This window comes from Pseudoalteromonas sp. APAL1 (assembly GCF_021532475.1).
Classification (GTDB): domain Bacteria; phylum Pseudomonadota; class Gammaproteobacteria; order Enterobacterales; family Alteromonadaceae; genus Pseudoalteromonas; species Pseudoalteromonas lipolytica_C.
Map to the genome: position 1 here is coordinate 1 of NZ_JAKGAW010000058.1, position 23,011 is coordinate 23,011.

General features: G+C 38.8%; 17 protein-coding genes and 1 pseudogene. 7 read left to right on the forward strand and 11 right to left on the reverse strand.

What is annotated here, in order from left to right; genetic code table 11:
* Nucleotides 1–231 (forward strand): annotated as a pseudogene (locus L1264_RS19130) (group II intron reverse transcriptase/maturase); the annotation flags it as partial.
* Nucleotides 232–604: 373 nt separating this feature from the next.
* On the opposite strand, the gene L1264_RS19135 reads toward L1264_RS19130, so the two are convergent.
* The 8 genes from L1264_RS19135 to L1264_RS19175 all read right to left on the reverse strand — a co-directional run bounded on the left by L1264_RS19135 (nt 605) and on the right by L1264_RS19175 (nt 14,815).
* Nucleotides 605–2,137 carry a sialate O-acetylesterase gene (locus L1264_RS19135; RefSeq protein WP_235404371.1) on the reverse strand — a complete coding sequence of 511 codons (1,533 nt, stop codon included), beginning with the start codon at nt 2,135–2,137 and terminating at the stop codon, nt 605–607.
* A gap of 14 nt (nt 2,138–2,151) precedes the next feature.
* A complete protein-coding gene (locus L1264_RS19140; RefSeq protein WP_055022402.1) occupies nt 2,152–3,072 on the reverse strand; it encodes a dihydrodipicolinate synthase family protein in 921 nt (306 codons plus the stop codon).
* A gap of 12 nt (nt 3,073–3,084) precedes the next feature.
* Complete coding sequence (gene nagA / locus L1264_RS19145; RefSeq protein ID WP_235404373.1) at nt 3,085–4,215, reverse strand: N-acetylglucosamine-6-phosphate deacetylase; 1,131 nt, start codon at nt 4,213–4,215, stop codon at nt 3,085–3,087.
* Nucleotides 4,216–4,270: 55 nt separating this feature from the next.
* A complete protein-coding gene (locus L1264_RS19150; RefSeq protein WP_235404375.1) occupies nt 4,271–7,105 on the reverse strand; it encodes a TonB-dependent receptor domain-containing protein in 2,835 nt (944 codons plus the stop codon).
* A 202-nt stretch (nt 7,106–7,307) separates the two neighbouring features.
* Nucleotides 7,308–9,560 (reverse strand): exo-alpha-sialidase, encoded by a 2,253-nt coding sequence (locus L1264_RS19155; RefSeq protein WP_235404377.1) that lies wholly within the window; start codon nt 9,558–9,560, stop codon nt 7,308–7,310.
* A gap of 182 nt (nt 9,561–9,742) precedes the next feature.
* The gene (locus L1264_RS19160; RefSeq protein ID WP_235404379.1) at nt 9,743–10,843 is read right to left on the reverse strand and encodes a cyclically-permuted mutarotase family protein; all 1,101 of its coding nucleotides are present in this window, start codon (nt 10,841–10,843) and stop codon (nt 9,743–9,745) included.
* 123 nt (nt 10,844–10,966) lie between these two features.
* Nucleotides 10,967–13,873, reverse strand: coding sequence for a TonB-dependent receptor domain-containing protein (locus tag L1264_RS19165; protein ID WP_328256346.1), 2,907 nt, complete (start codon nt 13,871–13,873; stop codon nt 10,967–10,969).
* A gap of 165 nt (nt 13,874–14,038) precedes the next feature.
* Nucleotides 14,039–14,815 carry an alpha/beta hydrolase gene (locus tag L1264_RS19175; protein ID WP_235404381.1) on the reverse strand — a complete coding sequence of 259 codons (777 nt, stop codon included), beginning with the start codon at nt 14,813–14,815 and terminating at the stop codon, nt 14,039–14,041.
* 139 nt (nt 14,816–14,954) lie between these two features.
* Here L1264_RS19175 and L1264_RS19180 point away from each other — a divergent pair, with 139 nt between their 5' ends.
* The 6 genes from L1264_RS19180 to nagB all read left to right on the forward strand — a co-directional run bounded on the left by L1264_RS19180 (nt 14,955) and on the right by nagB (nt 21,593).
* Complete coding sequence (locus L1264_RS19180) at nt 14,955–15,920, forward strand: DUF4862 family protein (protein ID WP_235404383.1); 966 nt, start codon at nt 14,955–14,957, stop codon at nt 15,918–15,920.
* 82 nt (nt 15,921–16,002) lie between these two features.
* Nucleotides 16,003–16,707: a transcriptional regulator NanR gene (locus L1264_RS19185; protein ID WP_054562596.1), complete on the forward strand. Its 705-nt coding sequence runs from the start codon at nt 16,003–16,005 to the stop codon at nt 16,705–16,707.
* A 140-nt stretch (nt 16,708–16,847) separates the two neighbouring features.
* Nucleotides 16,848–19,193, forward strand: a complete 2,346-nt coding sequence (locus L1264_RS19190) for a sodium:solute symporter (RefSeq protein ID WP_235404385.1) — start codon at nt 16,848–16,850, stop codon at nt 19,191–19,193.
* A 14-nt stretch (nt 19,194–19,207) separates the two neighbouring features.
* A complete protein-coding gene (locus L1264_RS19195) occupies nt 19,208–19,909 on the forward strand; it encodes an N-acetylmannosamine-6-phosphate 2-epimerase (protein WP_235404386.1) in 702 nt (233 codons plus the stop codon).
* Nucleotides 19,910–19,914: 5 nt separating this feature from the next.
* On the forward strand, nt 19,915–20,799 hold the full coding sequence (locus L1264_RS19200; RefSeq protein WP_235404387.1) for an ROK family protein: 885 nt from the start codon (nt 19,915–19,917) through the stop codon (nt 20,797–20,799).
* Entirely contained in the window at nt 20,787–21,593 is an 807-nt protein-coding gene (nagB, locus tag L1264_RS19205; RefSeq protein WP_235404388.1) for a glucosamine-6-phosphate deaminase, read from the forward strand. The genes L1264_RS19200 and nagB overlap by 13 nt, the downstream gene beginning before the upstream one ends.
* A 193-nt stretch (nt 21,594–21,786) precedes the next feature.
* Here the strand turns inward: nagB and L1264_RS19210 are convergent, their stop codons facing one another.
* The 3 genes from L1264_RS19210 to L1264_RS19220 all read right to left on the reverse strand — a co-directional run.
* Nucleotides 21,787–22,011, reverse strand: coding sequence for a hypothetical protein (locus L1264_RS19210; RefSeq protein WP_235404390.1), 225 nt, complete (start codon nt 22,009–22,011; stop codon nt 21,787–21,789).
* 23 nt (nt 22,012–22,034) lie between these two features.
* Nucleotides 22,035–22,553: a hypothetical protein gene (locus L1264_RS19215; protein WP_235404391.1), complete on the reverse strand. Its 519-nt coding sequence runs from the start codon at nt 22,551–22,553 to the stop codon at nt 22,035–22,037.
* A gap of 100 nt (nt 22,554–22,653) precedes the next feature.
* On the reverse strand, nt 22,654–23,011 hold a 358-nt coding region (locus L1264_RS19220; protein ID WP_235404393.1), incomplete at its 5' end, for a transposase.

Below are 23,011 nucleotides of genomic sequence, written 5' to 3' on the forward strand. Positions count from 1 at the left end.
TACTTTATCAACCGTCGAGGCCAATGGCAATTTCACGGTTGGCAGAAGAGCATGAATATGGATTGTCAGTTTAATCTATTTCAAATAGCTAAGGTGCCAATAGAGAGACATGTGAAAATCAGGAGTGAAGCTACGCCTTTTGATCCTTTATACCAAGAATACTTGGCAAAGAGAAAAGCAAAGAGGCAATGCCGCAACTCTTGGAATGAGCCTAATCTCGCTGCTTTATAAGTTGCTGGGTACCAATTAGGTGCCTTCGTGAAGGCTTGAGCCGTATGCAGTGAAAGTTGCACGTACGGTTCTTAGGAGGGCGACACTTGGTAACAGGTGTCGTCTATCCGACAGAAACAAGTTGAAATACTACTCATGTTTTTATTACATTAAAACATGAGTAAATAAAAAAGGAGTAGCACGCTACTCCTTCAGGCTCGCCTTACATTATCGTTAGTAATACGCCTTTGCATGACCACAATAGAAAAGTATATTTGCGTACAATTCCCTCACTAGTATTATCAGAGTGAACCCTGACTACCCAGACATTAAGTAGTGAGCCGGCAACGTGCGGCTCGCAGTGAATTTAGAAAAAGCGATTAAGGGGCTACATTTATTGTTTGGAGTATATAAATGGTGCAATGGGATCACTTAGCTTTGTAACTAAGTTGGCCTTATCTTTTGGGTCATCAAACCACGCATATCTAACAGCAGCGGGGTTACTAACACTTTCACTCCAAGCGACTAGTAAGTTACCAACAAGCCTAGTTTGTGCACTGTAAAATTTTCCTTGCTGGTCCCCTACCTCAATTCCAATGGCATTGGCTGCAACCGACTTATTTACCATAATTGTATCTGTGAATCTGATCACAATTTGTGTGTTTCTAAAGCTAACCTTATCAATTGCTGCATCTACATATTGATTTATGTTTCCGTAAATCTTGTAGAGTATTGATCTTGCAATCCTTTCAGCTAAAGGGTGCTTTTTCTTAGGATGGACATCTTCGGCCTCACCTTGATCATAACTAACAACTAAAGAAACATTCGATAGTTCATTTGCAACTTCGCTTTGTAGTTGCCTGTACTCAGCCCATGGGCGGTTTAGTCCAGGTAATTGAACAATATAAAACGGTAATGAAGGTTCATCCCAGGTTTGGCGCCATTCTTTAATCAGTGTTTTTAGTTTTAGTTTGTTTAAATCTTTTGAAAAGTAAGGTTCAAGCTTTTGACTTTCAGTCATCGGTGCATTCGATTCACCTTGATACCAAATAACTCCTTTTATCTGAAAAGGTGAAAGAGGTTTAACACTTGAATCAAAAATAAAGCCAGGTTCATAAGGATGATGCGCTAATTTTTTTAAAGGAAACTGCTCTGTCCATGAAGATAAATTATAGAGTGCTCGGTCTCTGCACCATGGCATAATACTCTTTATCCAGTCGTTAGCTAAAGGTGCCAATTCAGGGATAGAGGCTAATGTTTGTTTACTAATAAAGTTTTCAGTCATCGTACCGCCGACGGATATATTTATAATACCCACGGGGACATCTAACTCTTTTTGTAATTTAGCTGCAAAATAGAAAGCAACAGCCGAAAAAGTAGCATTGCTTTGTTGCGAACTCAGTTTCCAACCATCTGTTTTTAAATAATTAGATTCATTGAGTTTGGCTAATTTATCGACTGAAAAAACAACCTCATCAGGGTAAAAGTCATCGTTATAATAATCCAGCAAGCGAATCACATTATTACTCGATTTAGCTAACTCACTATCTGCACCAACAGTTTTACTAACTTCAAAGCGCATGTTTGATTGTCCTGCAGCCAACCATACTTCGCCAATGAGTACATCTTTAAAGACCTTATGACTATTAGATGTAGTAATAATCAAATCACTTGCCTCGTAACCACCGTCCATGGCATCAAGTAATACTTGCCAGTCTCCATACTCATTCGCTTTAGTCGTTTTCAATTGCTTGGCATAACTAACTTCAATAACCTGCTCTGGTTCAGCCTTGCCCCAAATAGGTATGGATTTTTTTTGCTGTAAAACCATATGGTCACTAAATACACTCGGCATTTCCAAACAAAACCCGGATGTAATAGAGCTAATAATTAAACTTAAATACAAAATCACTTTAAATTTAGTCATACCAAGCCTCTGTATTAACTTACTTTATTAGCAAATGATTTAAAGTTAATCGCCTCAAGCTCAGCTGACATTGCTTTAAACTCATCATCAGAAAGGTTTTGGAATGGAGTACGGTTACCACCTAAATCTAAACCTATTACTTTCATAATTTGTTTCCCAGCAACGATATTGCCTCTAAACTTTGCGATAACATCAATTAAATCAAGTGACTGATATTGAAGCTGTTGTGCTTTTTCCAAGTCACCCTCAGCAAACGCTTTCCTTATACCTGTATATAAGTCAGCGGCATAGTTAAATGTGCCACCTATACAACCAGTCGCTCCACCAAAGGCTAGTGAAGGAAGCAGTGTTTCATCTTGTCCATGCAGCATATCGTACTTGCCATTTTCATAGCGTCTGCACTGTGTATACTCGTATAAGCTTTCGAAAGTATATTTAATACCTGCAAAATTAAGAATTCTGTTATCTACAGCTTTTAATAAAGCAAGCATAGAGATGTTTACACCGGTAAAGGCCGGAATATGGTAATAGTAAAATGGCAGTTCAGGGGTTACTGAAGCGATTTGCTCACAGTATGCTGCTAACTCTTCAACACGATTGATCTTTGGAAAAAGTGGCCCCATCACACTTGTTGCATACGCGCCAATTTCAGCTGCATGCATAGCAAGCTTTTGGCTAGTACGAACGCTATTACTACCAACATGAACGATAACTTTAAAATTCTCAGGCGCGGCATTTACCCACGCTTGAGCACAATCCATGCGTTCTTCATCAGTTAATAAATGCCCCTCGCCTGATGAGCCATTAACAAAAACACCTGATACTCCATGATTTACCAACATTTCAATATATCGAGGGATAACTGACAGGTTGATACTGCCATCGTCGTTAAACGCTGTGAATGGCGCGTTGATTAACCCATTAATTTTTTGCATTTTGTTTCCTTATTAATAAAACTGTTCACCCTGGATCCAGGTATTTTTGACGTGATATTCACCGTTACTTTCTTGCCCGAGCAACACAAAATTAGCATCAGCACCAACAGCTATTTGTCCAATAGATGTCGCTAATCCTAGGAGTTGTGCAGGGTAACGGCTTGCCATGTTTATTGATTCAGCAAAAGACGTGTTCAGCATTTTTCGGCTATTATTCACAGCGCTAATCATGTCTAATGCTGAACCAGCTAATTGACCTGTATGACTTACAAGCTTGTCTTGTGCTAATGAAATTTGATGACCATCAAAGTGAAAGGCCTGCTGCTGACTTCCGATAGTCGACATAGCATCTGTGACTAAAATTAGTTTTCCCTTCGGCTTTGCTCTGTAAGCGACTTTCGCGACTGCAGGGTGAACATGATGACCATCTAAAATTATTCCAGTCCAGCATCGGTCATCACTAAGTGCCGCCCCGACCATATTTGGATCTCTTGAAGTTAGCTGCGACATTGCATTGAATAAATGTGTGAAGCCAATAGCTCCTGCTTCGATACATTTAACAACATCTTCATATTCAGCATTTGAGTGACCAAGGCACACAATGACCTCATGTTCGACAAGATAACTAATTTGGGCCGGTGAAATTGATTCTGGAGCCACAGTTACCATTACTTTCCCTAAGTCATTGCGACAATATATCTTCAGCTCATCTTCTGTGATCTTGCGAATGTGTTGACTATTGTGGATACCCTTCTTAACGATGCTTAAATGAGGGCCTTCAAAGTGAACACCTGCGATACCTGGTATTTCTTGCTTAATAGCTTTACTGACAATTTCAGCAGCCTCTTGCAATTTTGCAATGTCACTTGTGATCAAAGTTGGCAATAGGCTTGTTGTGCCAAACATTGCATGCGCTTTAACCATTTTTTGTAGGGTTTCTAACGTTGTTTCATGGTTAAATAATGCACCGCCACCGCCATTAACTTGAGTGTCAATAAAGCCCGGTACCATGACACCATCTAGCTCAATACAAGACTCATGGTAGTAAGTAACTATTTCTGCGACTTTGCCATTAACAACCCTTATTGCTTTATCATCATGAAATTGCACACCATCAAAAAGTTGAGTAGGTTTAAATATCATCGGTCTTCCATTATTTGTAATGTGGGCATACCGCCCACATCTGAACTGAGCAAGGTTAGAAGTTAAGCTTTAGGCCCGCATAAAATGATCGACCATATAAGTCATAAGCGGTACCGTTAGTTAGCGTACCAACCTGATAATACTTATGGGTTTGCGTAAGCTGTGGAGGCTGTTTATCAAAAACATTTTTAATGCCAAAATAGGCGTTAATTGAGTCAGAGAAGCTATAGCTGATGCGCGCATCATGATATGTACGAGATTCAATCTCATTTAACTCATCTGTCATCAAGGTGTTGTCGTTACGGTCTTTAGTGCTGTCCCAATAACGTAATTGCCAATAAAGATTAAAGTTTTCGATACTATATGAAGCGTTGATATTAAAGCGTAGTTTTGGAAATAACACTTCACCTTCAAGATGCTGTGTATCGCCAGATTCTATACCCGTAATGCTGTATTCATCGATGTAGTTGGCTGCTAACCCAAGATATAAATCACCGACATCTAAGTTTGTTTGATACGAAACATCTAAATCAATACCACTGGTTTTGATAATGTTTTCATTACCTGAAGCTGAGTTAACATCTAGTGCGGCACCTGAACGGCCATCACGACGAACTAACCCTCCACAATTTGCATCAAATTCACTAGGGTCAACACTGTAACAACGATTTAAAATAACTGTGCGGTCTGTTTTAGCAATTGCGTCATCAATTTCTATATCGTAATAATCAATCGACATCTGTAAGTCGTCTAACCACTCAGGTGTTAATACGATACCTAACGTTAGCGTGTCAGCTTTCTCTTCTTTTACGTTTTCAGAACCACTTAATAGACCTGAAGTATTCTGGCTTTCAACTTGTGTAAGAACAAATGCTCCATCGCTATCAATACGGTTTTGGATTGCACTTATAGAACGACAGTTATCAGCAATGTTGCCAGTATCTGCATTGCTAATACCATTACATGGGTCTACAACAAATGCTGCTGTTGCGGTACCACCTGCGAAAAGGTCACTCACATTAGGTGCTCTCACTGCTGTTGCTAAAGCACCACGCAATTTAATTGAATCTGAAATTGGAGCATCGATACCAATAGTCCAGTTAGTCGTGGTTCCAACAGATGAGTAATCACCTACGCGTACAGCAAAATCAAGATTAAGTTGCTCTAAAATTGGAACGTGCAGTTCAGCAAAAACGTCAACAACATCAAATTCCCCTTTTGTTTTTGCAATTCGACTGCCACGCACTATTCCTGCTTGCCTTAATGGATCTGGAGTCTCTTGACCTTTTTCTTTACGGTACTCAACACCAGCAGCAAAACCTAGGTTGTTTACATCATCACTGAAAGCAAAATCAATATCGCCAGCAATGACTGATGTCACAACATATTGTTCGATTGAACCGTTTAACCCTGTATCTGCTGCAAGATAATTTACGGCCTCTTGCGAGATACCATCATATGCAAATGGATTAAACGGGACACAACCACTAATGCGAGCAATATCATCGGCACATTGATATCCGCCGGCTCCGTCACTTTCAATATCCAAAGCATAACGAGCACGTTCAAGGTTGATATCACCATGATTTTTTTGGTTTTGATCTGTAACACCATAGGTGGCGCTAACATTCAGATAAATACTATCTGTAAGGTCATATTCGTAATCACCTGCAACGCGAAATGTCGAACGCACATTTTCAGCACCACGGTCACCGAATTCATATAATCGACGGAAGGTTAAGCTCACATCGTCTAGATTAGTTATACCATCTTGCAATAAGGCATTACCTAAATCAGTACCTGCAAACCAAGGGTGCGTCGCAATATCTATCCCTGTAGTGCCACCACGTGATAACTTGAAGATATCGTTGCGTGTATCAAGAGGAATAGGTTCCATGCGAGTGCGTGACTCAACTCGCGAGTAATTTGCGGTAAAGTTAAGACGTGATTTATCATCCAAATCAAGTGATAACCCCGTTGCAGCAAATGTCCTATTCAATGGAGTGATCATTGAACGGTATTCATGGAAATTAAATGCATCTGATGTTTCAACATCACCAGTTCGTACAAATGGAGTGCCATCACCTTTATAATCACCAATTCGGCCTTCAGGGATATGTGATGAACCAACAAACTGCGGCGTATCAGCCAGACCATCACCATCGGTGTCAACAGAGTCTAAATGAACACTTGAATAATCTCGGTCTGTTGCTTTTAGACCTTCATCATCAGAATAACCTAGAGAGAACCAAGCATTTCCGCTATCGAAGTTATGGCCCACTGTAAACTCTAAATCTGTAGTACCTGCGGCACCGGCTTCTGTTTCACCCTTTTGTAATTTAACCGCTACGCCATCAAAGTTCTTTTTCAGAATAATATTCACAACACCTGCGATTGCATCTGAGCCATAAGCTGCAGATTGACCACCGGTTAATACTTCAACACGTTGAATCATTGTTGTAGGAATAGTATTTAGATCTACACCATACCCTGAACCAACAGACATCCCTGACACATAACGTTTACCGTCAACTAAAACTAGCGTTCTTGAAGAGCCTAAATTTCTTAACGCTATGGTATTCAGGCCACCATCCTGCTCACTTGAGTTTGAACTTGAAGATGTTGTATCACCAACAATTGATGGAATTTTACCGAGTAAGTCACCTACGTTAACGGCACCTACCCCCTCGATATCATCAGAATCTACAACTTTGATAGGTGATGGAGATTCGAAATCACCTTTTCTAATGTGTGAACCTGTTACTAGAATTTTTTCAACCTCTGCTGTTGCTTCAGGTTGCTCCTCTGCAAATGCAAAGTTACTTGCTGCAGCTCCAACACAAATGCTGAGGAGCGATTTTGAAAATAGCGTGGTCAGTTTATTACTCATGTGATGTACCCCGTTGATAGATTATGATCAGCTTTAAGCTGTATTATTGTTAACCTGTTATACCAGCATACCAACTGTTCGATTTTTGTCAAAAGGATCTAACAGAAAAAATACGATATTTTTATAATGGATTGATATGTATGGAATTTAAAAGCAGGCTATCATGGAGAAAATCCATTGATAGCCTACTGGAAGGGGAAGATTAATTAACTGCGTTGATATTTAAATTGATAAATTTAATATGAGTGCTGCCTGTAGCCTCATACAAAACTGCTATTGTTCCATCATTTAGCGTTATGATGTCAGAGTATGCACTGAAGCCATAAACGATTTGCGTAGGAGAGTTAAAACTCACCCCTTCGTCTTCGCTGACCCATATACCTAAATCATATCGATTAGCACCTGCAGGGCTACCAATTGGTGCCGACACTAAAATCTTATTCTCTGCATCTCCCTGAATAGTCGAACTAAAGCGCGTAATACCAATATCGACTTTAGACACAACAAGATCATGAGTTGTTTGCTGCCAAGTAATTCCGCCATCATTACTTAAAAAGTGATAACGAGTACCGGCTGCAGAGCCATCATTTCTAGCTGTCATCAAAATTCGACCGTCATTTAGCTCAACAAAGTCTGCTTCTGTAGGCCCTGAGATTGGGGTTAGATTTCCTTTATCCCAACTTGCTCCATTATCATCGCTGAACACACTCACAACATAAAATAAACTATCAGAGGCACGCACAATAGCAGGGAAAATAAGCCGACCATTGTGACTTCCTTGCGCTGAAGACTGCCATTTTAGTTGTATACCATGACCTGGGCCAGCATTAATTGAACGCCAAGTAGGGTCTTTAACTTCATCACTAACGTTAACGGTATTTGACCACGTTTGTCCGTTGTCAGTGCTTGATTTAAAAAGTAGGTAGTTAGGATCATCTGGACCAGTACAGTTGCCATTTTGTGCGCACAAATCGAGCCACTGAGTGTAAAAAACAAATATAGTGTTAGTTGACTCATCAACTAAAGGTCTAGGGTCAGAAAAGTCGTATTGTGAACTTTCTTCGATAATTTGCACCGGTTGCCAAGTTTTCCCTAAATCTAAAGAGCGCTTGAGTGAGATATTTATTAAACCACTTGCACCAGGATCAGCTCCATTAGGACGCCCCTCACTAAAAGCCAAAAGCGTATTATCTTGAGACTGAACAATAGATGGTATACGGTAGTTAGACATACCATTTATACCTTCAGCGCCACCTACGAATACACTGCTAAGTGCTATCGGCTGAGTGCTATCAGTTACTTCAAAGCGAACATTTTTGTAATTTGCAACACCACTTGTGCCTGATGAACCATTGCCAAAGACGATGACATTTTGATTTGATGCTGAGCCTGACCAACTAGTTACTTTTTCACCATCAAACCAAAAAGTGGCTTGTTGAGAACTTGCATCATATTTTACTTCATAGTCATGATATTGATCTGAGCCTTGCTGCGAAACTAGTGTGTATTGTGCATCACCCTCAACATCAGCAACGAGTGCACCACTTGAATCAATTTTCAAATTAACTAAGTAACGTTTATTACCATTTGCATAGTAATTTGTAATGTAGGAACCAGACAGGACTTTAACTGTACTAGACATAGACCAGCCATAATTTGTCGCGTCTAAGTTTGTTTGTGAGTCAGGAATAACTTCCCACTCGGCTTTACCAGCACTACCATCGGCTTGCCATACAGTATCACCATTATCATCTAGCAAACTACCTTGCCCTTGAAGGGTGGAGTCATTTGTCCAACCTAACAAATCAGGCGAAGCATCTAAGTTACTATTAAATAGAGCAACAACATTATTTGGGCGAGTTTTTAAGGCTGCTTCAGCTTTACTTAATATAGAAGAATAGATTTCAGTACTTGATATTTCTCCAGAGAAATACCATTGACCGCCACCATTATCTTCGTTTCGACCTATGTTCATAGAACTTAGACTGTCGACACTATTTAAAAATGAAGTCGATGAGTTTTGAGCTAGCAATTCACCATCTACGAGAATGCTAGTACCATTTTCATCAGTTAAAACCACCGTTTTATGTTCACGGTTATCATTAAACGCCTTTGTTGTTTTCAAGTTATTTATGAAGGCGCCGTTTTCTCTGGCATGGATGCGTAATGTACCATCTCCGTCGATTACTAATGCATATTCGCTTGATGCCTCGTTCGCATTGGATACGCTGAATAATGTTCCAGTTGTTCCTGTTGCTTTAAAAGCTGAATAGATACTGCCTTTAGTTAAGGAGTTAACTAGATCTAAATCAGAATCAAGTGATACATACGTAGAAGATCCATTAAAACTAGTTGTTGATGTGTCCCATTGCTTAACAAGTTCAGCATAAGCTAATGAGCTATTTAGGAGTAAGAAGCTAGTCGTTAAAAAGCTAGCTCCGATCGTATTTCTCATGTTTTCCTCACATTCTAATAAAGCCCTTACAATGAAGGGGTAACTTTATTACGTGACTAAACAACAAAATTAGTTACGCAAAGTGGTTGTCATCACAACAGCAAAAGCGTGAACCTTTATATGAGACACTGGTATAATAGGTCAACAGTTACACCTTTAGAATACGAAAAAACTCTTAATGTTTATTTTTTGTTAATTATTAATGCTCGATATATGGCCGGCGTTCTCTCTACAGCTTTAATCTCTCCAGATAACCAATATACAAACTTCTGATCTAAAACCGTCTGTAATGGCCCTGCGCCACCATAAAATGGCACACGTTTATTCAAAGTAAGCCATTCATTATTTGGAATATTGAAAATAAATTGCTGGCGGCTGAAGTTAAATTTCTCAGGTGACATTGCAAAATATTTTTTCTTAAAATTAATTAACTCTTCACCTTCCAACGTAGTGAGTTGTTTTAAGGCATCATCAAATACATTTTTATTCACCCCACCCAAGATCAAAACATGCTGGTCATCCAAAGCTAATGCGCTTCCCCCTGCCACAGAGAAAGGTTTTCCACTAAAGGTTATTTCAGATAACGCTTGCCAATTGAGTTGCTCGAAGTCAAAACTGTAACTATCTGTTAGTACATGAGAAGTACCATTTGGTGTTTGGGCGATACCAGAAAAAATATAAAACTTGTTAGCAATTCTTGTGCTTGCAAATTGCACTCGGGGTAAGCCTGGAATAGAAGTAACTTCGCAAGCACTTTTAGAGAAGGAATAACGACACATTTGTGCTTGGGCTTTTCCATCCCAACTGCCAGCAAACAAATATAACTCATTATTGAAAATATCAGCCGCACCATTTGACCATGTAAACGGCAAAGTAGTAATTTGACGAGTATGTACTTGAAGCTGACGATCAAGCGTTAGCTCAAGTACGACATTTATATCTCCATTTTCATTCTTACCACCAACTAGCCATAAGCCATTCTCTGTTTTGATCGTCGCTCCATATGCCTGAGGAACTGGTAATTGGCCTTGTGCAACAAGGTCAAAAGCTCCATTTTGAATATCATACACATACACGTCGCTATGAAAGACTTTGTTTGCCTTATCAAAAACAGGATGTCCATTCGGAAAGTTTGCTCCACCTGCAATGACTAAGTAATGATCTATTATTCCTGTAAACATAGCGGATAATCCAATAGGCTTACCTTGGCTATCTTTACTTTCTAACTCCGCTACTTTCTGCCACTGTAAATCGAATGTTTGCTTATATAAATCCTTTGCCATTAGATTCTTTGATATCAGCAAAGCAAAGCCTAAGATTATAATTCGTAACACTTTTAACCCTTTTTAAAATATAAAAACCTAATCTTAAAGATTAGGTTTTGGTTCTAACACAGGAAGAATCAATTAGAATTTGAGCTTCATACCAGCAAAAAATTGTCTGCCAATAATGTCATAAGCTCTCGGCTCTGTATTGGTACCCGCCGCAGATCCGGTCACGGTCAAGCGTGGGATAATATCTGGCTGCTCATCAAATAGGTTGTTAGTTCCAACATACACATTCAATGAATCGGTTACATTGTATGATGCTCTAACATCTAAGTAATAAACTGAGTCGAGGGTATTAATATCGTCTGATAATGTTTGATTCACATCATTATTAACGTCATTTTGCGTTTCATCACGATAAGTGAGTTGAGCAAAAAGACTAATATCATCAGTAAGACTATAAGTACTTTGTAAGGTGTAACGGAATTCAGGGTATAGAACTTCACCTTTATAATCTCGCTCTACACCTGCGGCACTGGTCGTTACATACTCGTCAAGGTATGAAGCTGATAAGCTTAAGTCGAACCCTTCATATGTATAATATGCTTCAATATCGACACCACTAGTTCTTACTTCACTTTCATTAATAGCTTGAGAGGTAATATTAAGAATTGGGCCATTTACTGCACGTACAACATTACCACCACAGGTTGGATCAAATTCACTTGGGTCAACGTCATAGCATCGACTGATTATCTCACCAGCACCAACATTTAAAATCGCGTCCTCAATTTCAATCGAATAATAATCAACAGATAACGAGAATGCTTCTACTGGCGTAAAGATGGCACCTAATGTATAGGTATCAGCGGTTTCTTCTTTAAGGTCCGTTGACCCTGTTTGCAAAAAGCGCTCATTCTGGCTTTCTGAGCCAACTAATGTAAATGCTCCGGTAGAATCAATGCGATTTGAAATTGCGGCAATGCTGCGACAGTTTTCAGCAATATTTCCAGTGGTGCTTGCATCAACGCCATCACACACATCATGCCCACCTGTTGCACTGGCAGAGCCTGATGAATATAGATCATTCACGTTTGGTGCTCTAACCGCACTAGATACACTCGCTCTAAAACGTACGTAATCATTAACCGGTGCATCTAAACCAAATCGATAAGTAGAAGTGCTGCCAATTGAAGAGTAGTCCCCTGCACGCAATGCTAAACTCACGCTTAACCAATCAGCAACTGGAACAAAAAGTTCTCCAAATGCTTCATACGAATAAAAGCTTCCTTTTGTAGGGAATACCTGTAGGCGTCTGGTAATACCTGCTTGTCTAAAAGCGTCTGGAGTTTCAGCACCTTCTTCTCGGCGATATTCAATACCTGCTGCAAAACTTAGATTTTCATCATTTAAAGTAAATGGTAATTCACCCGATAATGCACTATTAACAACATACTGCTTGATTACGCCATTTTGACCAGTATCTACAGAGATGTAATCCACTGCTTCATCAGAAAAACCAACGATTCCTGCTTGGCCTAGCTCACTATCAACAGTACCAAATGGGTTAACTGGCACACAACCTTGCCATCTGTCTGTTACATCAGCGCATTGATAGCCACCATTTCCATCTTCTTCAATATTTAGTGCAGAACGAAGAGCAACTAAGTTTACATCGCCTGTATTTTTTTGAACTTGTGTAGTCGTACCGTAAACTGCAGATGTACTCCACAGAAGACCACTATCTAGCTCATAATCTAAGCTACCGGCGATACGGAAAGTTGTTCTTCTATTTTCGACACCAAGATTGTCAAACTCAGCAAGACGTCGAAATGTTTCTACTCGATCTAAAGAAGTACTGCCATCACCACTATTTAATAGATAAGGAAGCAACTGACTCTGTGCACTACTGCCATTAAAGAAAGGGCTATTCGCAACATCGATGCCTGTCGTACCGCCACGGTTAACGACAAAAACGTCGTTTACTACGCTTAAAGGTGCTGTCTCAATATTTGTTGATGAGTTAACTTCTGAGTAGTTTATTTCAAGATCTGCAAATAACTTATCAGAGATATCAAAAGTCATACCTGCAGCAGCAAACTGGCGTGTATATGGAGCAATTGCTTTACGATAATAAGTCTGGTTATAGAAATCACTTTCACCGTTAAGCTGACCATCTGAAGTAATTGTGGGTGCATTTTGGCTAAATAGATCACCGTTACCGAATATACTTAAATCACCAAACTTAAAAGCACCTTCATCAACATGCATTGGCCCATTACGAACATGCAATGTTTCTCTTAAACCATCGCCATCATCATCCAGTACATTGATACTATTTCGTGAGAAGTCACGGTCTCGAGCATTTAAGTTATCTTGATTCGCAAGTCCCAAAGAAACCCAAGCATTGCCTCCATCAAAATTCTTACCATAAGTAAAATCTATATTTTGACGAGCAGCACCACCTGCATCTGAATCTGCTCCGAAAGCATTAATCTCTACGCCATCAAAGTTTTTCTTAGTAATGATATTCACCACACCAGCAATTGCATCTGAACCATAAATTGCAGATTGCCCACCTGTTAGAACATCAACACGTTCGATGATAGATGTAGGGATAGAGTTTAAATCAACACCATACCCATCACCAGCAGAGGTACCTGATACATAACGACGGCCATTAACCAATACAAGAGTACGTGCCGTACCTAAATTACGTAACGAAGTAGTACTAATACCTGAGCTACCGCCACCATCATGATTATTCGACGCATCATTTGTGCCTGCAGTGACAGAAGGTAATCGGCTTAACGTATTTGAAATAGAAATTGCACCGATCCCTTCAATTGATTCTTTACCTACCTCAACTACTGGAGATGAAGATGTAAAATTTACGCTACCTTTGAAAATATTTGAGCCTGTAACATTTATACGCTCAATACCTTTTTCAGCTTTAGCTTCCTCTGCAACAACCTGTTGACTCATCGCCGCAGCAATACATGTCGCAAGCGCTGACATGTGAAAAATACTTTTATTGTTATTCATGGTTTCCCTCTATGTGATCGTAAAAAAGTGACAACAGCTCAAATATCACCCAGTCAACCTATCATACCAGTATACCTTCAGCAATATTTTTGTTCACAAAAAAGTAATAACAAAATGATATAAACTTATTAATAAACATCTAAGTTATTGAATATTAATAAGAAGCTAAGTTAGAGTTGACTGAATTAAATCAGTTATTTTGTTCCAACAACGTAAATCTGATGTGAAACCAGGAAAAAAGTTAAAGTGGTCTTTGCCCTTCAATCTATCGATTAAGATATTTGAATTTTGCTCAATACTTGATAACTGATTAATACTCACTTCTTCATCTTCGGTGCCATGGAGGAAATGGTAGTTCACTTTAGAATCTAGCAGCTCTAATGGATTGCTATCCCTTAGCCTTGATGCAATTTGAAAGTTATTACCTGACAATAACTTTGTAACTTGCTCAGGTTGCCCCAAGTCTTCTGAGCGTCTCAAGTCCACCACTCCTGATATAGAAATCGCATGTTTTATTTTTAATGGATCACTGTGATATAAAGGACTTTCTTTGTTAATATTCTTTCTTGAAGCACACCAAGTAGCCAAATGTCCCCCTGCTGAGTGACCAACAATAGTTATATTCTTAAGATCCAAATACTCAGTTCTTTCGATCGTTTTTAAATAATCAACGGCCATTGCAACATCCAGCAATGAAGTTGGCCAAGGCGCACTGTGATTATCACCAAAAGCATTCATTCTGCGATACTCAATATTCCAGACAGCTATATTTTTATCAGCAAAATACTCAACGATTCGTTTAGTCGCATAACTATCTAAACTATGGTTATCTTTCCAGTATCCACCGTGAATGACGATAAGAACTGGCACCATTTGTGTATTATCAGGACGATATAATTGGCAATATTGCTGTGAGTCTTCACCGTATTTGAAGATTTTCATGATTGTTTCTCTAATTAAACTTGTGTAAAAACCATACCACTGGTATAACAGCTATACCAACATAATAATTTAAATATTAATAAAATTTAAAAATGTACTTTTGAGTTTTCATTAAAAGTACTCATTCTGAGGGATTTACATGAAACTGATTGTTGGCGCTTATGCATCTGCACCTTCTAACAACACATGGAACAAAGAAGAAGAATCAAACTATTACGATGCTTTAAAAAGCAACGATGCAATCGATGGACTGGAAATACCATTCACTTCTAAACTGCATTCCTTCGATGAGCAGTGGTATTTGAGCATGCTCAGTACAAGATGGACATATGTTCTGACTTGTATTCCTGGAACAATGATGGCTCTCAATCAGGATGCGTCTTTTGGCCTAGCTTCAAATCAAGCTGCTGGACGAGAAAAGGCGATGCAATTTTACAAAAGCGCGGCTGAAGCAATTGCTACTATTAATAAGCAATTAAAGAAACAGGCTGTAACTCATGTGTTAATTCATACTGCTCCATCTAATCCACAATATAGATGTGATAAAGCACTTGAAAAATCTTTATTAGAATTATGTTCATATGATTGGCAAGGTGCCAAGTTACTAATTGAACATTGTGATGCATGGCAGCCAGAAAATCCTTTTGAAAAAGGCTTTATGGATTTAGAGTCTGAACTAGCAATTGTAAGTAAAGTTAATCAAGAGTCTAAATGTAGGATAGCTTTTTCTTTAAACTGGGGTCGATCAGCGATCGAGTTTCAAAGTAAGTTAGGAGCGATCGAGCATATAAAGGCCTGTAATGCGAAACAATTACTCAATGGGTTTATCTTTTCAGGAGCAAGTGCAAGCTCTGACATTTATGGAAAATGGTGTGATAGCCATATGCCACCCTGTTTGGAGCCCTTGGAAGACCCTACATTAGAAGACTCGGAATTAGATACTCAAGCAATAAAAGATTCTATTAACGAATTAAACTCAAGCTCGCTTGACTTCATTGGCTGTAAAATTTCCTTGTTACCTACATCTAGAGCTACAGAAGAAAAAATAAAGTGCATACATGACACTGTAGCTGTGATAAAAAATGTATTAGAAAATAGAATTTAAAAATAATTGTTTTGGTTAATTTGCTAATCTAAGACCCTTCGGTATGATAGGATGATAGCTTGATAGAGGATAGGTTAAAGACATGTCGTTAAAAGTAACACGCCCTGTAGAACGTAAGAAACTTTCAGAGACTGTTGAAGAAGAATTAGAACTCATGATCCGCCAGGGTGAGATAGCTGAAGGTGAAGCTCTTCCATCTGAACGAGATTTAATGGCGGCTTTCGGTGTCGGCAGACCATCAATTCGAGATGCACTCTCTGCATTAGCGAGAAAAGGCTTAGTTAAGATCAGCAGTGGTGAAAGAACCAGAGTAACTCGCCCTTCTGCTGATACTATCATCTCAGAGCTTTCAGGCATGTCTAAAGACTTTTTAGCACAGCCAAATGGTTTAAAGTATTTTGACCAGCTTCGCCGTTTCTTCGAATCAAGCTTAGTCAGACATGCAGCAGCCTATGCGACTCCAAGTCAAATAAAAGAACTGGAGGATGCACTAGAATTAAATGGCAAAGCAATTGAAAACGACAGCCAATTTAGAAAAACTGATATTTATTTCCACAGAGTTATCGCTTCTATACCTGGCAATCCGATTTTTCTTGCGGTGCATCAGGCTTTAGTTGATTGGTTGATCGATGCACGCCCAGACAGAGTTAATACTGCTGAATTGAATAAACGCAGCTACGATGACCATGTTGCTATTTTTGAATGTATAAAGAATGGCGATGTTGAAGGAGCTGATGCACAGCTTATGGCCCATATAGATTACGTTTTCGATAAGTACTACGGGTAATAACTCTCCATAAAGTTGAACAAGCAACATCCTAAAAGGCTATAAATTAGCCTTTTTTGTGCCTGAAATTTAAATTAATGATGGATTTTTAGACTTACCACTGGTATAACAGGTATACAGGATAACAAACAAAAGCTGTTATGAAAAAAATAATTATATTTATCATCGTATTATTCATGTATGTATCATCAACATCAGCTAATACACAATCAACTTGGCAACAAGACGCACAAGCTGTGGAGCCGGATATTATTAGCAACCCATTAGCTTTTCAGATATTTAATAATGAAAAGCAACCAGAACTCGATGTTGACCCCTCATCTCTAATTTTACTTTACGGTGATAGTTACATAGTTATTAGTAGTAACAAAGCTGATAATTTAGTCACCAAGAAGGTATCTTTTAATCAAAATTCATCACAGCAAGAAATTGAAAAGCTTTCTGTTCTTCCTATTCACTTTGATAAGTTCCAAGCTACTATCTTAGAGAATAAGCTATATCTTGTTGGCTACAGAAAAAAATGGCTCTTTTATTCTTTAGATTTACAAGAAGAGCAAGCCCAATGGCAATCGTTGCCGACACCTGTGTCACCAAATAGTGCTGTAAAAAACGTTTATTTAGCAGCTCAAAGTGACGGTGAAAAAATAGCGATATATAGCATTAGCCAGCTAAGCTCGCCGACGGAAAAAATAAAAGTTAGCCAATTTTTATCAAAAGAAAGTGTATGGAAATCTATAACACCAGCTAATCAAATAGCTGTATTAGACCCAATTTCATTTAGCTCTGCTTTTGCACAATCACACATCTTAGTAATGACTCAATCAGCACAGGTAATTGGGTTTAATACTGTAACAAAGGCATGGAGTGAATATCATGAAGCAAGCCCTTACCTTAGAACTATTCAAGCAAAGTTAGTTGGCACAGAACTAGTAGCTTCATTCAACAATAGTGAAAGCGGTTCTGATTCAATTGCAAGATTACAGCTTAAAAACACAAATAAAGACTTTGGTTTAGTTAACATGTTAGTGCTAGTCGTTTATTTGCTAGCTGTTGTAGCTGTCGGTTTGTTCTTTATGTTCAAAAATAAAAATACAGATGACTACTTCCGAGGTGGTCAGTCTATTCCTTGGTGGGCAGCGGCCTGTTCAATATATGCAACAATGCTAAGTTCCCTTACTTATATTGCATTACCTGCTGTCGTTTATCGCTCCGACTGGGTGTTATTACTGGGTATTTGGATGATCATTGCTGTTGCTCCTATTGCAGTTTACGTTGCGATTCCATTTTTCCGACAACTAGATGCAACAAGTGCTTATGAATACTTATCAAAAAGATTCAATCTACCCGTGAGATTATTTGCGAGCGGATTATTTACGTTATTCCATGTTGGAAGGATGGGTATTGTAATGGCGCTTACTGCACTTGCATTATCCGCAGTTACTCCACTTAGCGCGGCCGAAAGTGTTCTTATTATGGGAGTCTTGTGCTTACTTTATTGTACTTTAGGCGGTGTTGAAGCCGTTATTTGGACAGATACAGTACAAACTATCGTATTGCTAATAGGTGCTTTTGCTTGCTTTGCAATCATCATAATGGGATTAGATGGTGGATTTACTCACTTTATCGAAATAGGCATTGCCGATAATAAATTCACATTTGCAAATGTTGATTTTAGCCTTAATAGCATAACAACGTTATCAATTTGGGTCATAGTAATCGGCGGCATTGGCCAAAATATTTCTAGCTATACAGCGGATCAAGCAGTAGTGCAACGATACATGGTAACCGAATCTTCAAATGCAGCTACTAAATCTATTTGGGCAAATGCATGGCTTGCAGCACCCGGCGCACTACTCTTCTTTTGTATTGGTACTGGATTGTATGTGTTCTATCAACAACACCCAGAAAAGCTTGATCCAAGCCTGCAAATCGACCAAATCTTCCCGGCATTTATTTCAAATGAGCTACCAATCGGAGTAGCAGGTTTAATAATCGCAGGTATTTTTGCCGCAGCTCAGTCAACTGTATCTACCAGTATGAATTCAATTGCAACAACTGTTGTGACTGACTTCGTACGTCCGTTTCAGTTAGTCAAAAATGAAAAGTCATACATGAAAGTCGCTAGAGCATTAACATTTTTATCTGGCTTACTTGGAACACTCGTCGGTCTTATCTTCATCGACCCTGAGATTCGTTCATTAATGGAGGCTTACTTCAAAGTGATAGGTATGTTCATGGGGGCATTAGGCGGAATATTTGTACTTGGGGCATTAACTAAAAGAGCAAACTCTTTAGGTGCAATTGTAGGCCTCACAAGTGGTGTACTCGTCATGATATCGGCTTGGCAATTTGGTTGGGCTAACGGTTACCTATACGGAACAATTGGTATTTTGACTTGTTTAATTATTGGTTACGTAGTCAGCCTTATCAGCCCTAAGCACCAGAAAGATTTAAATGGCTTAACTCTATTCACGATGAACAAATAGCAAGGTAGAAAATCATGTCAAAGAACCTACAACTCGAGGCCGAACTCTTAACTTCTCTTAAGGGAAGCTTAATTGCCTCATGCCAACCAGTCGATAATGGTCCAATGGATAAGGTTGAACATATTGTAGCAATGGCACTAGCAGCTGTTGCAGGTGGAGCTAAAGGACTAAGAATTGAAGGTGTTGAAAATGTAAGAGCGGTTGCTTCAATAACCAAGGTTCCAATTGTTGGTATTGTGAAACGTGATTTAAACAATTCGCCTATACGCATTACACCGTATGTTGAAGATGTCATTGCGCTAGCTAAAGCAGGAGCAAAAATAATCGCTTTTGATGGCACTGATAGAGCACGCCCTGTTGATTGCTTAACCCTACTCGCAACTATTCATGAACAGGGGTGTATAGCAATGGCTGACTGTGCGGATTATAAAATGGGCCGCTTACTTTTCAATGCAGGGTGTACCTTCATAGGTAGCACAATGTCTGGCTACCTAGATTTATCAAATACGCCTAACGAGCCGGACTATAAGCTCGTCAGTGATCTTGCAGAAGTCGGGGTGCCTGTAATAGCTGAAGGTAGATATAACACACCTGAGAGAGCTGCAATTGGTATGCAAATGGGAGCACATTGCGTCACTGTAGGATCTGCAATTACACGTATTGAGCACATAACCAATTGGTTTGTTGATAGCATTGAAAGCCAAGCAAGAGCATAGCAAATATGAATATATCAATTGATGTTGGTGGAACAAAAATCGCGTGTGCTCTTATAGAGGAAAACCAAATTATAAAGAGTAAAAAAGTCGATTCGATAATTCATCAAAACCTTGAATCTCTACCTAATTATCTGTTTGATTTAATTAAAGATTGGCTACCAAAATCAAGTAGCGTGAACGTTGCCTGCACAGGGCAAGTCAGTCAAGATTCAGTAAGTTTTCTTTCTGCTGGCAAAAAGTTACCACTGAAACCCCGTTTAGAACAGTTGACCAATTTGCCCGTCACTATTATTAATGATGCTGCAGCTGCAGCTTGGGCTGAATACGTGTTAAACCCGAACTTAAGTAAACAAGATTTTGTATACATTACTGTGTCCACAGGTGTAGGTGCTGGCATTGTCTGTAATGGCAACTTAATAACTTGCCAAGATGGGTTTTGTGCTCATCTAGGTCATACTACAGTCCCCGTTAAAAATAATAACGTTTATCCATGCCACTGCGGGCGAAGTAACTGTGTAGAAGCAATAGCATCAGGAACAGCCATCGCTAAACATGCCTCCTCAGTATTAGGTGAAATTATCGATTGTAAAACTGCATTTGACTACTCTTCGCAGCTAAGAGCTGTCAATGAAGTAATCAATCAAGCAGCTGAAGCAATTTCAGAACTGATCTTCAATATGAAAGCTGCACTCGGTAATCAGCATGTGGTGCTTGGTGGCAGTGTAGGTAACTCAGAACTTTTTTTTGAAATGGTAAATGAAAGAATCAAAAGAGCTTCAAGTTTATATCAAGTAACTCTCATTAAACCCGTTACAGGTGCGAACGCGGATATGCTAGGTGTTCACTATTACGCGCAAAAGCTGAAAGGAGTTGAACTATGCAAGTCTTAATTTTTGAAAACAAACAAAAGGTTGCATTTTTTGCAGCTCAACTTTTTAAAGAGTTACTTCAACTAAAACCTGCAGCAACGTTAGGACTAGCAACAGGTAGTACGCCAATTGAACTTTATAAAGAATTAGTAAAACTTTATGAGAAAAAAGAGATCAGTTTTTCCAAAGCTGCCAGTTTTAATTTAGATGAATATTATGATATCGATGAAGGTAATAGAAACAGTTATCGCTATTTCATGAACTCCATGTTATTTGAAAAAATCGATATAAATTTGAAAAATACCTACCTACCAACTTGTAATCAATATCAAAACCCTGGCCAGCAAGGTAAACATTACGAAGCGCTAATACAAGAGTGTGGAGGAATTGATTTACAGCTACTTGGTATTGGCGCTAATGGCCACATTGGATTCAATGAGCCAACATCAAGTTTGGCATCGCGTACTCGAATAAAATCCCTAACTCCTCAAACAATTCAAGATAATAGCCGCCTTTTTGAGAAAGGTGAAAGCCAACCACAGTTAGCAATGACTATGGGAATTGCTACTATCTTAGATGCAAAGTATATCGTGTTGTTAGCCACGGGCGAAGTAAAAGCAAGAGCCGTATCAGACATGGTTAATGGCTCATTATCTGCAAACTGTCCTGCGTCGGCACTGCAAATGCACCCAAATACAATTGTTCTTTTAGATGAAGCAGCTGCGAGTCAGCTAAAAAATAAAGAATATCTTCAATGGGTCGCTAACCAAAATGAATCCATCGTAAAGAAACATGGTTACTTTAAGGATTTATAACAAACAGAATTATACTTGTTGTCATGCTTGCTCTTGATGAGTTAATCCTGTCCTTTTCTTGAGTAAGCATTTTTATCTGTCGTTGAAAGTATGTATTTAATCCCTACTTTATCGAGTAAGTTTTTAGCTCAGTCTAAATGTCTAACCTAATTTTTCTTACCTTACATTCTTAAAATATAGAACCAACGTTTATTTAATAGAAACCTTTATCTATTGCTTCTAAAGCATCTGTTTTATCATCCACTAAAGCTAAAAGTGCTTGCTGCTTATTTTTTATTACACTTGGTGAACATTCCCCAACTACATCACCATCAGCGTCATAAATGCAGTTTGTCCACTCAATTTCAGAGACTAATATAGGTATTCCATTTTTGTTATAGAATTTATATGGCTCTTTCAACGTCGTAATAAACCACATCAGGCAACTCCTTATAAATAGAATTAATTTACAGAGTTCGACTTTTCATCAAATAAAGACAGCTGTAGCCGCTGAGTTGTTTCTAATAAATAATTTATCTGATTAATTAGAGTTTGCGCTGTGACTCCAAATGATATTGTCAGTAGAGTGCTTGAGTGTAAGCTTTCATTTTTTCTAAATAACTTCAACCCTGGTACTGATTCATTAATTTCATTTATTGTGATCAAGTTAATGAATCTGTATTTTTCGCTAAAATTAGCGACAATGTTTAACTCACCACATGGCGATTCTTCATTCCATTCTGAAAGTGGTATAACGTCCACTGTGAATGTAGAGGTTGCACACTCTATACGCTGTATTATTCCATCCACCGTCAAAATATTCTGAATGGTTAGATCCTCGAAATAATTTTTTATAATTTCGATCATTTCGCTTGGTAATAAATCGGTTATTTGATGGTGTGCTTCAACACTAAAATGAGTATCAGGTAAATCAGCGCTAAGGTTTCCAATAATATCTTTTAATGCTTTTCCTTCGAACATCGAGTTTCCTAGTTTAATTGTCCATAATAGCAATCTATGTGAACTAACCAGCGACATCGCTTCGCTCTGATCACTGGGCTTCTACAGTCTAGCTTAACGGCTAGGCTGCTTCTTTTTTCTCAGATCCAAAATCCAACTTCGATAATTCGAAGACTTTCGTTTTAACGGATTGTTTCTCCTGAGATACGGGTGCTACCCTTGCGACGATTCCAGCCGCAATTAAATCTAATTCACCTGTCTTTTCTATGCTCTTAGCCGACGATAGATCACGGTTTTGATACGTTCCGCAAGCTACACAAGTGAAATACCTATCGTTCAATGTTAAAACATAGTTTTGGCCGCACTCTGAGCAGATCCCAGTGGACTTCTCAAATCGACCAATTTCGTGATACAACTTACCCTCTAACTCAGCTTTGTATTTTGAAAGCTGAGTTATCAGCCCCATTACGTTATCGGCA

Bases quoted from the DNA above. Each gene is read 5' to 3' on its own strand.
- L1264_RS19180 (WP_235404383.1), top strand. From the start codon at position 14,955: ATGAAACTGATTGTTGGCGCTTATGCATCTGCACCTTCTAACAACACA.
- L1264_RS19200 (WP_235404387.1), top strand. From the start codon at position 19,915: ATGAATATATCAATTGATGTTGGTGGAACAAAAATCGCGTGTGCTCTT.
- L1264_RS19140 (WP_055022402.1), bottom strand. From the start codon at position 3,072: ATGCAAAAAATTAATGGGTTAATCAACGCGCCATTCACAGCGTTTAAC.
- L1264_RS19215 (WP_235404391.1), bottom strand. From the start codon at position 22,553: ATGTTCGAAGGAAAAGCATTAAAAGATATTATTGGAAACCTTAGCGCT.
- L1264_RS19165 (WP_328256346.1), bottom strand. From the start codon at position 13,873: ATGAATAACAATAAAAGTATTTTTCACATGTCAGCGCTTGCGACATGT.
- L1264_RS19135 (WP_235404371.1), bottom strand. From the start codon at position 2,137: ATGACTAAATTTAAAGTGATTTTGTATTTAAGTTTAATTATTAGCTCT.
- L1264_RS19195 (WP_235404386.1), top strand. From the start codon at position 19,208: ATGTCAAAGAACCTACAACTCGAGGCCGAACTCTTAACTTCTCTTAAG.
- nagB (WP_235404388.1), top strand. From the start codon at position 20,787: ATGCAAGTCTTAATTTTTGAAAACAAACAAAAGGTTGCATTTTTTGCA.
- L1264_RS19190 (WP_235404385.1), top strand. From the start codon at position 16,848: ATGAAAAAAATAATTATATTTATCATCGTATTATTCATGTATGTATCA.
- L1264_RS19155 (WP_235404377.1), bottom strand. From the start codon at position 9,560: ATGAGAAATACGATCGGAGCTAGCTTTTTAACGACTAGCTTCTTACTC.
- L1264_RS19175 (WP_235404381.1), bottom strand. From the start codon at position 14,815: ATGAAAATCTTCAAATACGGTGAAGACTCACAGCAATATTGCCAATTA.
- nagA (WP_235404373.1), bottom strand. From the start codon at position 4,215: ATGATATTTAAACCTACTCAACTTTTTGATGGTGTGCAATTTCATGAT.
- L1264_RS19150 (WP_235404375.1), bottom strand. From the start codon at position 7,105: ATGAGTAATAAACTGACCACGCTATTTTCAAAATCGCTCCTCAGCATT.
- L1264_RS19185 (WP_054562596.1), top strand. From the start codon at position 16,003: ATGTCGTTAAAAGTAACACGCCCTGTAGAACGTAAGAAACTTTCAGAG.
- L1264_RS19210 (WP_235404390.1), bottom strand. From the start codon at position 22,011: ATGTGGTTTATTACGACGTTGAAAGAGCCATATAAATTCTATAACAAA.
- L1264_RS19160 (WP_235404379.1), bottom strand. From the start codon at position 10,843: ATGGCAAAGGATTTATATAAGCAAACATTCGATTTACAGTGGCAGAAA.